This is a genomic window from Paenibacillus sp. FSL H8-0315 (assembly GCF_038005365.1).
Classification (GTDB): domain Bacteria; phylum Bacillota; class Bacilli; order Paenibacillales; family Paenibacillaceae; genus Paenibacillus_AQ; species Paenibacillus_AQ odorifer.
On sequence record NZ_JBBOTA010000001.1, the window covers coordinates 6,439,481 to 6,453,715 of the forward strand.

The following is a 14,235-nucleotide window of genomic DNA, read 5'->3' on the forward strand; positions in this document are numbered from 1 at the left end:
AAGGTTTCCAGTGACTCAACGCCTGATAACAAAAGTAAATCAGCGCCTCGATAGTGTGCGTGTGCTGGTTCAAGAAATGATCATGTCTATAGGTAGCGAACAATGGAAACAGGAAGCGTGTGTTCACCTGTACGGAGTGTCTAGTTTTGCTTCATTGCTTGCCATGAAAAGAGAACAAAATCAGGAATTGGCAGCCATTATAGGACTGCTTCATAATTATTATTTCTTCAAAACCGGAGTCAAGGAATTTCCAGGTCCCAACAGTGCTGATACCGTAAGGCCTTTATTAAGAGACTTGAATATGTTTACCAAAGAAGAGCTGACTCAAATTCTAAAGGCAATCTTCCATCAAGGGGACAGGAATAAAGTTCAGGGTCCCTATGAAGAGATTCTAAAGGATGCTCAAGTTCTACAATTACACTTGCAGAATAGGGGATGTAATGTAACACAACAGGACACGAATAGGCTTCGGAATGTACTTCGTGAAATGACGATTCCAGAGGATTTTTTGGAAGAGTTAGATTACAGTAGCGGGGCTGAAGTTCTCCAGCCTACGGATAAACGAGGTAAGTTAGCTAATATTGCTGAAACATTTGGAAAAGAAAACATTGTTGGAATACCAGGAAACGAACGATATCGAGAAATCTGTAAATATTGGCCTGACCAAGCGATTTATAAAGTATTACAAAACAATTGGTGCGCAGCATTTGTATATTACTGCTGTATGCAAGCTGGATTTCTGCTGCCGATTCGATATCCGAATGCTGATTTTCGATTAGCTGGCGTAGGGGCTTGGTTAGAGTGGGCGCAACTACCTGAGACCGCATTTTTTTATTTTGACGGGCAAGAGGGGTTTACTCCTCAACGTGGTGATATTGTGATTTATGAAAAATTGCTAACTAATGACCCTCACGATCATACAGGTATTGTTTTAGCATGCGATGACAAGGAGATCTTAGTTGCTGAAGGAAATAGGGATAATCAGAATTATTCCAGTGTTTTCTACAGAGATCGCTGGCATTGCGTATATGGCTATATCCGTATCGCTAATGACTATGAATTTGAGTTTAGTGGTGAGTATACTCCAATTTAGTTGAGGGGAGTTCATTCGGATGGTCACAGTTAAGAATATTAAGGCTGAGTATTTATTAATGACTAACCCTAATTTTGAATTATTTTCAGAACATGCTCTGGAAAAAATAATACGCTGCAACAGCAAAACATCTAAATAAAACTCCGGTTTTTATCGTTACTTTTGAAGGGAAAAATGAGCCAGCTTGGGACAAAGGTTCTTGAGCTTCTTCTCTTTTAAAAAGCGAACAAACTTGCCTTTTAGCTATGTTAGAGTTATCATAGATTTCTAAAGTCGTTAATGGAGGTGCTGAATGAAATATTCCCAAGCGACAGATTATGCACTTCATGCAATGCTCTATATGGTGACGGTGGCGTCTGATAAGCCGGTGGGTGTTCAATTGCTTGCTGAGAAGCTAGGTGTTTCCCAAACCTATCTGTCCAAAATGATGACTAAGCTAGTGAAGGCTGGATTGATTCAATCTGCACCTGGTGCTAATGGTGGTTATCGTCTCAGACGCAAGTCGGAAGAAATCTCTTTTTTGGATATTATCCATGCAATCGAAGGAACGGCTTCCTTTTTTGAATGCAGTCTAGATCACGGAAGTGAATGTCTGATTCAACAGGTTGTGATTGACGCTGAGCGACAGATGGAGCAGTACTTAGAGAACACGAAAATTGCAGATTTGGCAAAAACGATGAAGACGGAGTAAAGATCCGTTCTTTTTTCGGGGTTATTAGAGACAATATAAATCCGTAATGACTTTAATGTGGGTTTTGATACTAAAATATGAAGTTTAAAACAATGGAGGATGATTACAATGACTGAAGAGCAAAAATTAAATGCCAAGAGGGCAACCTATGAAAAAACCACTCATATTTCGATTCCCTCTTATGATTCATTATTTTCGATGATCCAATCTTATTTTCGCTTCGAATTAGGTGACATCCCTGTATCTATGCTCGTGGTCGGTGCGGGGGGAGGAAATGAATTTTCGACATGGGGGCCATCTAACCCAAACTGGACATTTACTGGAGTGGATCCTTCGGAAGATATGCTTAAGATTGCGAGATTAAAGATAGATGAACTGGGCCTAGAGAGCCGTGTCAGTCTGATTCCTGGGACAATCGATGATCTTCCTCAGCAGGACTCAAAGTTCGATGTGGCAAGTTGTATTTTGGTCCTTCATTTCATCCATGATGTTCAAGAAAAATTGAAATTGCTTCGCTCCATAAAGGATAATCTGAAACCGGGGGCTCCATTTGTTCTCGTAAGTGCATATGGAGATTTGGATGATCCTGAACTCCACGACAGAATAAACGTATGGAAAAGCTTTTGGGTTGCAGGGTATGAATCTCCCGATGCGTTTGATAATGTAAGTAGCAATATTACAAAAATTTCTTTCCTTCCCGAAAAACAAATTGAAGAGTTATTGAAAGAATCAGGCTTCACAAGAATCACTCGATTTTATTCTACTGGAATTATGGCAGGTTGGATGTGTCACGCGGAGTGACTTGAATACTTTCGGACCCAGATGACGTTATTTGTATATATTTAGGCGTTGGAGCATGATTTCGGACTCCAGTGCTGCTATTCCTTAAATAGAGGGTGATATATGGTGATTATCATGCTCATAGCGGCTATGGAGTCCGCGAGCACCCTTAATATAGGAAAAAGTAGCGTATAAGGTCAACTATGTCCTATAGTGCGATTCATAAGTGTGATTAGTACTTAATTAAACCAAGTTTAAGGATTAGTTCAGCGATCAGGTAGCTCCAAAAAGTAGGGGGTGCCCAACAGCCATTGTATGGCTATGGACACCTCATTGTTTTTAACGAAAGTGACTAATCTATACATGAAGCTTGTAGCGATTTGCTTTGCTTATCCGCTGAATGTCTGCAAGTTCCTCCGAAGTGAGTGGAGCTACATCAGCAGCCATTACATTGCTTTTTAATTGCTCCAGACTGCTCGCCCCAGGAATAATAACGGCTACAGATGGATTGGCTAGTGGATAATGAAGCGCTGTTTGTGCAAGATTGCGAGAGTCACTAGTTTCCTGCGAAAGCTGATCATGTAAATTCAGAAGTTCCTCACTACTGTAATCTAAGTAATTCTTCTCCGCCTTGCTGCGACCACGCTCTGACAGTATGCCCCCTGCTAAAGGTCCGCGTGCGATCATGCTAATTCCATGCTTAGCTAGCAGAGGAAGGATTTCTTCCTCAGGACGTCGATCTAAAATGCTATATTGGCTCATAACACTTACAATATTTGATTTTTTCATATATTCTCTAATTACATTAGGACGAATAGAAGAGATCCCATAATAGCGGATAAGACCCTCTTGCTTAAGTTCTTCAAAAGCTTCAATCGTTTCGTCAATTGAATCTTCAATAGTGCCGCCATGCAGCTGGTATAGATCGATGTAATCGGTTTGCAGCCGTTTAAGACTATCTTTGACTGCATTTTTAATATAGGCTTTTGAAGGATCCCAGCTCCAGCCTTCTTGGCCGGGAATTCTGCGGTTGCCAACTTTTGTGGTCAGGATTACATCCTGTCGACGTTGACGAATGGCTTTGCCAATAATTTCTTCATTACGGCCCTCATCATAAAGATCTGCTGTATCAACAAAATTGATTCCTTGATCGAGTGCTTCATGAACAATGGAAATGGCTTTCGCCTCATCCGTACCCAAAGACATACAGCCAAGTCCTATCTCACTTACATACAAATCAGATTGTCCTAAACGATTTTTTCTCATAGCGCATTCCTTTCTACTTCTGTTGTTGTTATATTATAACGTTTTGGAGAATTGAATTCTAATGGTGCTTCGGACTTCCATTGACTTTATGATCTTTTGGCTTTATCGTCATAGCATATATTATTTATTAGATGAAGATAGATAGGGAGAGATTTGATCATATGGAACAAGCGATGTTTGCAGGCGGATGTTTTTGGTGCATGGTGACACCGTTTGAGGAATTACCAGGCATTCATGGAATTGTATCGGGATACGCGGGAGGGTTAACTGAGAATCCAACCTACGAAGAAGTCAAAACCGGAACAACGGGGCATTACGAGGTTGTGCAGATTACGTTTGATCCAGCGCTTTTTTCATACGAGAAGCTGCTTGAATTATATTGGCCTCAGATTGACCCTACCGATGATGGTGGGCAATTCCAGGATCGAGGAACTCAGTACCGGACAGCGATCTTCTATTATAATGAAGAACAGCGTTTAGCAGCTCTTGCCTCGAAGGAACAGGTTGCGGTCAGTGGCAGATTCTCCGGTCCAGTCGTTACGGAAATTCTTCCGGCGCCAACTTTTTATCGTGCAGAAGAGTACCATCAGGATTATCATCATAAGAATCCCAAGCACTACAAAGAAGATCGGGAGCAATCCGGTCGGGATACTTTTATCGCTAAACACTGGTAAGTGTTGAAAAAACTTTAAACCAAGAGCATCCTGAGTCATTCATGGCTTACGGGATGCTCTTTTTGCATTATATACAAATTTTATTTATTTTAAATTCTACATACTTTCCACACATTTGTAGACTAAACTACTCTAAATCAAGCGAGAACATCATACAGGAGGGTTTAGGATGAAAAAAATCATACCATTTGTTGCCGTTAGTTTGCTTTTGAGTACAGTGTTAACAAGCTGCCAATCAGGCAATAATGTTCCATCTAAGGTTAATTCGCAAGCTAGTTCTGCAACGGTGGAGCAACCATGGATAGCTACGAAGAATACTACTCGTATTAACACTTCAGATCCGATTCAAGCCGCAGTGTTAGTTTCTCAGACTTTATGGACTGCGCAAACAAAGAATAATAGACCTTCAAGTGTAGTTTTGACGGATGTGAGTAATTGGCAGATCGCCGCAGTTAGTGCAGATTTGATTCATCATCCCAGTAATGGGCCTGTACTGTATACCACAAAAGAAGGGGTTCCTGAGGTTACTCTCGCTGAACTTAAGCGACTGAATCCAATAGGTGCTGAAGGCAATAAAGGGGTTCAGGTAGTGCTTGTTGGGCCTATGGCATCCAATGTCGAACAACAATTTAAGGCCATTGATTTAAAAGTAGACCGGATAGAAGGGGATGAGCCAGCGGCAGTAGCTCAGGCTATAGATACTTATTACGCCAAAGTAGCGGATGAACTTCCAAAGTCGGTCATTATTGGTTCTATGGATAGCCCTGAGTACACGTTGCCAGCAGTGAATTGGATCGCACATATGCCTGAACCTCTTCTCTTTGTAACCAAAGACGAAATTCCTAACTCAACGGTCGAGGCTTTAAAAGAACGTGGAGGTAGCGCAACCATTTACATCCTAGGACCAGAAGACATTGTCTCAGCAGATGTAGAAAAGCAATTAAAAGAATACGGAACAGTTCTCCGTATAGCTGGAGAAGATGTTTTTAAGAACGCTATAGCTTTTGCAAGTTTTAAGGATGCCAATAACGGATTCGGCTGGGGAATCAATGCACCCGGTCATAACCTGTCTTTGTTAACCACGGATTCAACGATGCTCGCTATCGCCGCTGCGCCTTTTTCTCATTTGGGGAAACATGCGCCGCTTATTTTTACGGAAAAAGACGGGCTGCCAGATTCAGTAATGGAGTATATGATGGAGCTTCAACCTAAATTTCAAGATTCACCAGCAGAAGGTCCTTACAATCATGCTTGGATAAGTGGGGATAACCTTACAATAAATGAGCGAGCACAAAGTGAAATCGATGACATGCTAGAAATCTCACCTGCTGCAGGAGGCAATCCGCATTCCGGTCACTAACCATCATCAGAGGCTGGCATCATTTAGGGATGATGTCGGCTTGTTCTGTGTTTTTTTTGTATAATGAGAAGAACTAGGTCATAAAGAGGGTGAACGGCTTGAATAAGCTACAGATACTGATCGTAGATGATGAATGGAACATGCGGAATTTATTGCGGATTTATTTAAGTAAAGAAGGGATGTCTACAAAAGAGGCGTCAACGGGTCATGAGGCACTCCAACTGTTGAAACAACACAGCTTTGACCTAATCTTGCTGGATGTGATGATGCCGGATATGGATGGCTGGCAGGTCTGCAAGCTGGTGAGGGAGTCAAGCTCTATCCCAATTCTAATGCTAACCGCACGTTCTGAAACCAAGGATAAGGTACGTGGTCTCGGTATAGGCGCAGATGATTATCTTACTAAACCGTTTGAGCCGGAAGAATTAGTGGCTAGGATTTATTCTCTGCTGCGGCGTTCAACACTTACTTTTGTTCAACAACCTCAGGAAAAGGTGCTCACATACCCTGATTTTAAAATATACCCAGAAGCTAGGGAGGTACATATTCAGGATACATCCATTGAATTCACGCTCAAGGAGTTTGATCTACTGGCCACTTTGGCGCAAAACACTACCCGGGTTTTTACGAGAGAAGAACTGGTGGAGCGATTATGGGGGAATAATTATGAGGGGGAGAATCGTGTTATTGACACTCATATTAAGAATATCCGCGAGAAACTACATAAAGCAGGCCTAGCCTATAATCCGGTTCAGACGGTGTGGGGATTAGGTTATAAATTTCATGCTCCCGGTAATCAGGTATGAAAAATAACATCATCGGACTTAAGCTCGGTTTTGTTATTATGTCTGTTTTTGTGGTTGTTTTGCTTGTTCTTGGAATTACTATAGAGCGGATGTTTACAAACTTTTATTACAACGAGATGCAAAAAGAGACGGAGGAACTCACCTCACATTTTATTGGAATGGCGGAATCGCAGGATAGTTCAAACGAGCAGATGATGAGTACCTTTGCAGAATTTTCGGATGTCAGTATCTTTAATATCTCAAAGGATGGCAATGTGATACTCCACTCGGGTGTACATGATCGTTTGGATCGTTCATTCATCCATGCTTCGGATGTTAGTAGGATTTTCGCTGGGAAAAGTGTTGATTTTGAGTATAAAGATCCTGCTGGATATTCTTATTTTATCATTGGAAAACCAATAATGGAGGGGGATACAACTCAGTCTGCACTTTATGTAATGTCCTCTACAGAGAGTATGAAGCAATCTTTGGCTTCCATCCGGAACCTCCTGCTGATTGCAGGAATGGGGGCTTTTATATTGGCTTTAGGGATCACTGGTGTGATCGCCATGATTTTGTCTAGACCTCTGATCAAGATGCAAAAGGCAACCCGGAAAATCGCGGCTGGCGAGCTGGAAACGAGACTTTCTATACGTAGTACCGATGAGATTGGTTTTTTGGCTGCGGCCATAAATGATCTGGCTGTCGATCTACAACGATACAGGGATACAAGGCAGGAATTTCTGGCAAATATCTCACATGAGCTGAGAACGCCCATTACATATTTGGAGGGGTACACCAAGGTTATAAAAGATGGGCTTTACGAGACCGAGGGGGAAAGGGATCTATACTTGGATATCATTCATCAGGAAGCACATCGGCTCCAGCATCTGGTGGATGATTTATTTGAACTGGCAAAGATGGAGGAAGGAAAGGTTACACTTACCCAAGAGTGGATCGATCTCAGTCAGCTAACGGAACAAGCCGTGCGCAGAGTTGAACTGAAAGCAAAAGAGAAGGGGTTACAGCTGAAGCTTCAGCTTAGCGGAGATGCGTATATGATCCGTGGAGATCAAAAACGTATGGAACAGATTATAATGAACCTTCTGGAAAATGCAATTCGTTATACGGATGAAGGCGAGATTATTGTTCATGTGGAATTTACAGCGGATGCTGCAACTCTAATAGTTGAAGATACAGGAATAGGTATTCCTGAGGAAGAGCTTCCCTATATCTTCGAACGTTTCTACCGGGTAGAGAAATCACGTTCAAGACAATACGGAGGTTCAGGTCTGGGACTTTCCATTGTTAAAAAGCTGGTGGAATTGCATGGAGGCAAGATTCGAATGATGAGTCAGCCTGGAGCGGGTATTCGTTGCGAGGTGCAACTATTGAATTTATCTAAATCCGAATAAATGTAAGTAAAAAGAGACTTCCGATACAAAATGAGGTCTCTTTTTTGCTTGTTTATAATGTTATTGATTCGACTCAAGCTCTTCAAGTGCCCATTCGCAGAATTGTATAGAGCTCTCCATATCAAGCACACGTTTGCGGATCAGTAAATAACGTCCAAAAGTGGTGGCTTTTAACTCACGAGTCTCACCGCGTTCATCACGCAAGACTTCGTTTGCTTTGAGCAAAACCTTGTATCGCTCCAGCTCACTTTTACAAAACTCTGCACGTTTTAGCAATAGGTCCTTGGCTTCTTCCGGGTTGGATAGCCATAAGCTATACAGCTTAAAATGCAGCTCATCCCGTAGCACCGGAGGCTCTGCAGTAGTTTCCACCCATTGCCGCAATTGCTCCAGTCCTGCTTTCGTAATGGAGTATTCTTTTTTATCCGGTTTATCGGTCTGTTCAATGAGCTTAAAGGTGATATAACCTTGCTGCTCCATGCTCATTAATAGAGGGTAGATTTGACTATGTCCAGCACGCCAGAGCGGCTTGATATTCTGAGTTAATTCATATCCAGACAATGAGTTAGCGCTAAGTAAAGCTAGAAGTCCATAAGACAGTGTATTCATTACTATAAAGCCCTCCAGTTATTATAAATCCGTTTTCATTGAATTTTTCGGGGATATGTCATCATTGACATATTGATCATACGATTATAACATTATTCAAGTCACCTTATATATGTAAAAGTAGACATATAAAAAAATAATGAGGAGGGGAAGCATGGAAGAAAATCAAGCAAGCAAAATACATTTTTGGCCGATCATGATTGCCATATTCTTCGGAAATTTCGTCTCTGTCTTAAGTACAACGACGATCAACATTGCTGTTCCTCTTTTAATGGATCATTTCAATACGAGTCTGAACACCATGCAATGGATGGTCACCGGTTTTATGCTGGCGACAGGAGTAACCGCACCACTCGCCGGATATCTCGGAGGAAGATTCAGCTACAAAAGGCTTTATCTTTTCGCCTTGATGGGATTCACCATGTTCTCTTTGCTTTGTGCTTTAGCATGGGATCCAACATCATTAATTGTATTTCGGATGCTACAGGGTTCGTGTAGCGGTCTCATCATGGCTTGTACAATGACCATCATATTTCAAGTAATACCGGGAGAACGCAGACCTTTTGCAGTAAGCCTCTGGTCGTTATCCGCGATGGTCGCGCCAGCCATAGGACCAACGTTTAGCGGGTGGCTGCTCCAATATGCCAGCTGGCATTGGTTATTCTTAATTAACATCCCTATTGGAATCATAGCTGTTATTCTAACCCTAACGTTAATTCCATATTATCGAATGAATATTCCGAAGTCATTTGATATTCCTGGTCTCCTTACCGTTGTCCTCGGTAGTTTATCATTATTAACTGCATTTAGCCAAGGCAATAGCTGGGGATGGACTTCGTGGAAAACCTTATCGTTAATCCTTTTGGGAGTTGTATTGTTAGTTTTGTTTGTTTTGCGCGAGCTGAAGGCGGAGGTACCTCTGCTGAATTTGCGTGTATTCCGTAATCGCCGTTTTACCGCCATGCTTAGTATCTATAGTTTAGTTACGATTGCGATGTATGCCGGAACCTATTTAACCCCTTTGTTCTTACAAACGGTAGAAGGGGCTACAACGCTTAAAACAGGGCTGATTTTATTGCCGTCCTCGATCCTCCTTGCCTTACTGAGTCCAATCGTAGGTAAGCTGTATCCAAAGTTCGGACCTGTGAAGTTGATTTCTGCGGGAATTTTATTTATATTCATCGGTTTATTCATGCTTAGTCGGCTGCAAACGAACATATCTTATAGCTTTATTATGTGGGCGATGGTCGTTCGTAATCTCGGCATTGGACTAGCCAATGTTCCAAGCAGTACAGCCTCAATGGAGGAAATTCCTGTCGAATGGTCTGGGCATGCTACGTCGATCAACAACTGGGTTCGCAATGTGTTAAGCTCACTTGGGATTGCAGTATTCACCTCACTGCTGTCGAGTAGATCCTTACTCCACTCTAAAGAGTTGATCAGCTCCGGTGCAAGTAATACAGATTCGATACGTTTGCTATCGTTCACGATGGGTGTGAATGATGTTTTTGTGGTAGGTTCCATTATTGTGTTGTTTGGATTTCCACTGATGTTTTTATTACGCAAGAAGCGTACTGTGGTAACTGTACAAAACGCAGGATAACCGGTACGATCCAAAAAGCAGATCGAGGTTTTATCCTTGATCTGCTTTTTGTCTTAGATTACGTTTTGTTAATAAACTTTAATGCATCATATCGCCCATTCCACCCATACTCCCTACAATTTCCGGATTAATCATCCCGAATATCATCGCGATATGCGCCACGACCAAGAATCCACTAATAAGCAGAAAATGCAGCTTCATCTTGTGCTCTTCCGATCGTTTACGGGCAATCAGACCAAGATCTAACAAAGCCAGTGGCAATAAGAAGAGTACTCCGCTTAAATAGAAGCCCACGGCTACGATATCAACCCATGTGTGCCATTCCCCATTCACAGACAAAGGAATAAACGCAGTTGGGAACAAGTAGAGGAATACACCTGTGAAATATATCCCTGCGAGTATGCTGCAGACTTTGTTGAAGGATCGTAGTGGGCCTGTTAGATTCTTGGTGAACAAAATAATAAACTCTGTAATGGTAATCGTCTCAGCAAAAATCACGGGGATGGCCATGAATATAATCAAATTCCAAGGCTGGTTGTCCGCTAGCAAAGACATGTAATGCGTCATGTTCATAAGATACTCCTCCGATAATATGTAATAGCTTCAGTTACTTATCGTATTCGAGAAGTATGTGGAAAGTATGTGGAAACGAAGGTATGATAAATATATGCAATAATAACAGTCGAGGGGAGCAAGACAACCGTGGGAAGAGGATTACAAAACATTTTATTTGATTTAGATGGTACTTTAACAGACCCCAAAGAAGGCATCACCAAAAGCGTAGAATACGCTTTGAACAAATTTGATATACAGATCGAGCATTTGGATGAGCTTCTTCCTTACATAGGTCCTCCGTTATATGATTCATTTATCGAGCTGCACCATTTCACTGAGGAACAAGCGCTTCAAGCGGTTGCTTTTTACCGGGAGCGTTACAGTGCCACGGGATTATTTGAGAATAAGGTGATTGAAGGTATACCCCAATTGCTGGAGGGACTTAAGACGAATGGATACTCATTGTATGTAGCAACCTCCAAACCGACTGTTTTTGCAGCACAGATTCTTGAGCATTATAAGCTCGATCATTATTTCAAACATATCGGAGGAAGTAATCTGGACGGTACCCGTTCTAAGAAGCAAGAGGTTATTCAGTACGTGCTTGATGAGAATGACATACATCCAGAGGAAGCGGTAATGATAGGAGATCGTAAGCATGATATCATCGGTGCTATTGGCTGTGGTGTCGAATCTATTGGAGTGACTTTTGGTTATGGTCCCAAGGAAGAGCTTGAACAAGCCGGAGCAGACCATATCGCCTTTCGTGTGGAAGAAATTGCAGATATCATTCAGCATATTTCATTGAGAGAACGGTGCACCAAATGAGTGTTATGAATACTGAAATACTTGACGGGAAATCGATTAAGCTGGTTCCAATAGATGAAAGTCATGCAGAAGGATTGGCGAGAGTGTTAAGAAATCCAGACATCTGGGAATTTACCTGGCGAAAAATAACGTCGGACGAGCAGGTGCAAGGATTAATCTCAACAGCTTTAGCGAATCAAAAGAACGGTTCACAAATTACCTTTACTATCATTGATAAAGCAACGGAGCGAATTATCGGAACCACTCGTATTATGCATCCGGATTTGGTTCATCGTAACGCTGAAATTGGATGTACCTGGATCTCACCAGACTATTGGAGAACTAGTGTGAACACAGAAGGCAAGTCGCTGCTGCTACACTATTGTTTTGAAGAACTAAAGCTGATCCGCGTAGAATTTACAGTGGTCGCGAACAACTTGAGGTCACAAAGAGCAGTAGAACGAATAGGGGCGGTTAAAGAAGGGGTTCTGCGTAAGCATAGAATCAAGTCTGACGGATCGATTCATGATAATGTGGTCTTTAGCATATTGGATACCGAATGGCCTGCTGTAAAAGAGAATCTGCATTATTTGATAAATGATAAATACGCATAAGTATAGATGAATCAGAGTGGCGACGGAAGCAATTTGTTAAAGCAGAGTGAGTGTTTAATTGTATTTTGTACAACTATAATTCCTTAATTGGTCGGGGTATAGATATAACTGTATTTAGTACATCTATATTCCTCATTTAATTCCTTATAGGTGGATTTTCAGGGTTTTAATTGTACAGAATACAATTAAAACAAGAATAGTTACTTTTGCATACGGAATAAGTGTACAGAATGCAGTTATTTCACATTTACCCTATATCACTCTCCATTATCTCATTCGAATCCTTTAATTTCGGTACCAGAAGTGTATACCAAGAGGGAATGCACCGGAAGCTACGTTCTGTCTGAAAGGATTTCTTCAAGGCATCAGACTTGCAACTCCTGCTTAGTGAGGATGAATATACTTGGTGGATCAGCGGATGATTAAGCGAGTTAAGCCAGAGCGTATAAGGATTTGCCCATAAATTTGCTTAAACACCCCCCACAGATCAAAAACACCAGGCAGTGATACTCCAATCCCGGAGAATCGCTGCCTGGTTTTTTTTAATAACAGAGACCGCTACAAATTCTAGAAAGAGCTGCTTGGAGCAGCGCCTTCTTTTATGATTCAGCCAATAGGCTGCTTATGGTTATTGTTTAGGACTTACAAGGATTTTCACTTGATTTTTTTCTTTCAAAAGAGCCTCAAACCCGTGATCAATCACTTCATTCAGTTTAATTCTCTTAGTAACAAGTTTTTCAGCAGGGAAGTACCCTTGTTCCATCAAGCTAATTACAGCTGGGAAAACATCACGGTAACCAATGATACCAGTTAAGTTGCGTTCTTTAAGTACGATATTGTTTGGAGTAATCGTAGCATCTTTTTCGAAAATACTAACGATCATGATTTGTCCACTCAATTTAGTGGAATTAATGGCTTGGGTTAGAACGGGAGGTACACCTGTCACTTCAAACGCAACATCTACGCCACCATCGGTACGTTTTTGAATTTCTTCGACCACATCATATTGTTTAGGATCGATTACAATACCACCAAGTTCTTCAGCTTTACTCTTACGTTCCTCGGAAAGTTCTACTACATAGATTTCAGCTGCGCCGGATGCTTTCAAAGCTTCAATGACCAGCAAACCGATTGGGCCAGCACCGAATACTACAGCTTTATCTCCAACCTTCAGTTGACTGGAACGAACAGCGTGTAGAGCAACGGCAGAAGGTTCCACGAGAGCACCTTGTTCATAGGATAAGCTGTCTGGAATTTTGTGCACCATATGTTGGTCTGCTGCGACGTATTCTGAGAATCCACCGCCACCACCAGCCAAACCTAGGAAGCCCATTTTTTCACAAAGATTATATTTACCTTGTCGACAAGCCACACATTCACCACATGCAAAAACAGGCTCTACGACGACGCGATCACCAACATTAAACTTGCTAACGCCTTGACCTACTTCTACGATTTGTCCAGAGAATTCATGTCCCATTACGACTGGAGCTTTTTCACCAGTAAGGGGATGATCTGTTCCTTGGGGAATGAAAATAGGACCGGCTACATATTCGTGAAGATCGCTGCCACAAATTCCGCACCATTCGATTTTGATTTTCACTTTTCCTTCAAGGGCTGCTGGTTCTTCAATCTTTTCTAACCGTAGATCTTTGACGTTATGCCATCTTAATGCTTGCATATCATTCATCTCCTAGATTAATAATTAAATAATAAATAGTATTTTATTTCTGGAAAAGAGGAAACGTTTCCGAGAACAAATATGTCACATAATTTTCATATTGTCAAATTTAAATATTGAAAATATTAATATTGAAAATTAGTGAAATTTTTCACTAAAATAGAGTTATATCAAGCCTTTAGGCTCACAGTGGCAGCTGAGATAAGTATTCTTCTATGTACTATTATGTTATAATCTATACATTGGAATTTTGATTTTAGATGAGTGGAATAGAGATAAATACGAAAACGATTCCGGAAATA

At 41.4% G+C, this 14,235-nt stretch carries 14 protein-coding genes; 10 read left to right on the top strand and 4 right to left on the bottom strand.

Annotated features, from left to right (window positions below; genetic code table 11):
* Positions 1-10: 10 nt before the first annotated feature.
* The 3 genes from MHB56_RS28195 to MHB56_RS28205 all read left to right on the top strand — a co-directional run bounded on the left by MHB56_RS28195 (position 11) and on the right by MHB56_RS28205 (position 2,585).
* Entirely contained in the window at positions 11-1,093 is a 1,083-nt protein-coding gene (locus MHB56_RS28195; RefSeq protein WP_341144271.1) for a CHAP domain-containing protein, read from the top strand.
* Positions 1,094-1,385: 292 nt separating this feature from the next.
* Positions 1,386-1,784 carry an RrF2 family transcriptional regulator gene (locus MHB56_RS28200; protein WP_036678138.1) on the top strand — a complete coding sequence of 133 codons (399 nt, stop codon included), beginning with the start codon at positions 1,386-1,388 and terminating at the stop codon, positions 1,782-1,784.
* Positions 1,785-1,892: 108 nt separating this feature from the next.
* Entirely contained in the window at positions 1,893-2,585 is a 693-nt protein-coding gene (locus MHB56_RS28205; protein WP_341144272.1) for a class I SAM-dependent methyltransferase, read from the top strand.
* A 336-nt stretch (positions 2,586-2,921) separates the two neighbouring features.
* Here MHB56_RS28205 and MHB56_RS28210 read toward each other — a convergent pair whose 3' ends face one another.
* Positions 2,922-3,830, bottom strand: coding sequence for an aldo/keto reductase (locus MHB56_RS28210; protein ID WP_341144273.1), 909 nt, complete (start codon positions 3,828-3,830; stop codon positions 2,922-2,924).
* Positions 3,831-3,991: 161 nt separating this feature from the next.
* On the opposite strand from MHB56_RS28210, the gene msrA reads away from it, so the two are divergent.
* From msrA to MHB56_RS28230, 4 genes are all read left to right on the top strand, one after another.
* Positions 3,992-4,504, top strand: a complete 513-nt coding sequence (gene msrA, locus MHB56_RS28215) for a peptide-methionine (S)-S-oxide reductase MsrA (protein WP_076185882.1) — start codon at positions 3,992-3,994, stop codon at positions 4,502-4,504.
* A gap of 169 nt (positions 4,505-4,673) precedes the next feature.
* Positions 4,674-5,864 (top strand): cell wall-binding repeat-containing protein, encoded by a 1,191-nt coding sequence (locus tag MHB56_RS28220; RefSeq protein WP_339190932.1) that lies wholly within the window; start codon positions 4,674-4,676, stop codon positions 5,862-5,864.
* 98 nt (positions 5,865-5,962) lie between these two features.
* On the top strand, positions 5,963-6,670 hold the full coding sequence (locus tag MHB56_RS28225) for a response regulator transcription factor (protein WP_175620041.1): 708 nt from the start codon (positions 5,963-5,965) through the stop codon (positions 6,668-6,670).
* Positions 6,667-8,064, top strand: coding sequence for a sensor histidine kinase (locus tag MHB56_RS28230; protein WP_341144274.1), 1,398 nt, complete (start codon positions 6,667-6,669; stop codon positions 8,062-8,064). Before MHB56_RS28225 ends, MHB56_RS28230 begins: the two co-directional genes overlap by 4 nt.
* Positions 8,065-8,124: 60 nt before the next feature.
* Here the strand turns inward: MHB56_RS28230 and MHB56_RS28235 are convergent, their stop codons facing one another.
* Positions 8,125-8,673, bottom strand: coding sequence for a PadR family transcriptional regulator (locus tag MHB56_RS28235; RefSeq protein ID WP_076308547.1), 549 nt, complete (start codon positions 8,671-8,673; stop codon positions 8,125-8,127).
* Positions 8,674-8,827: 154 nt separating this feature from the next.
* On the opposite strand from MHB56_RS28235, the gene MHB56_RS28240 reads away from it, so the two are divergent.
* A complete protein-coding gene (locus MHB56_RS28240; RefSeq protein WP_341144275.1) occupies positions 8,828-10,276 on the top strand; it encodes an MDR family MFS transporter in 1,449 nt (482 codons plus the stop codon).
* Positions 10,277-10,354: 78 nt separating this feature from the next.
* Here MHB56_RS28240 and MHB56_RS28245 read toward each other — a convergent pair whose 3' ends face one another.
* Complete coding sequence (locus MHB56_RS28245; RefSeq protein ID WP_076129365.1) at positions 10,355-10,849, bottom strand: DUF6803 family protein; 495 nt, start codon at positions 10,847-10,849, stop codon at positions 10,355-10,357.
* A 129-nt stretch (positions 10,850-10,978) separates the two neighbouring features.
* Here MHB56_RS28245 and MHB56_RS28250 point away from each other — a divergent pair, with 129 nt between their 5' ends.
* Both MHB56_RS28250 and MHB56_RS28255 read left to right on the top strand, forming a co-directional pair.
* On the top strand, positions 10,979-11,659 hold the full coding sequence (locus MHB56_RS28250; protein WP_340975921.1) for an HAD family hydrolase: 681 nt from the start codon (positions 10,979-10,981) through the stop codon (positions 11,657-11,659).
* The gene (locus tag MHB56_RS28255; protein ID WP_076146092.1) at positions 11,656-12,252 is read left to right on the top strand and encodes a GNAT family N-acetyltransferase; all 597 of its coding nucleotides are present in this window, start codon (positions 11,656-11,658) and stop codon (positions 12,250-12,252) included. Before MHB56_RS28250 ends, MHB56_RS28255 begins: the two co-directional genes overlap by 4 nt.
* A gap of 628 nt (positions 12,253-12,880) precedes the next feature.
* On the opposite strand, the gene MHB56_RS28260 is transcribed toward MHB56_RS28255, so the two are convergent.
* On the bottom strand, positions 12,881-13,933 hold the full coding sequence (locus tag MHB56_RS28260) for a 2,3-butanediol dehydrogenase (protein ID WP_076308544.1): 1,053 nt from the start codon (positions 13,931-13,933) through the stop codon (positions 12,881-12,883).
* Positions 13,934-14,235 lie beyond the last annotated feature (302 nt).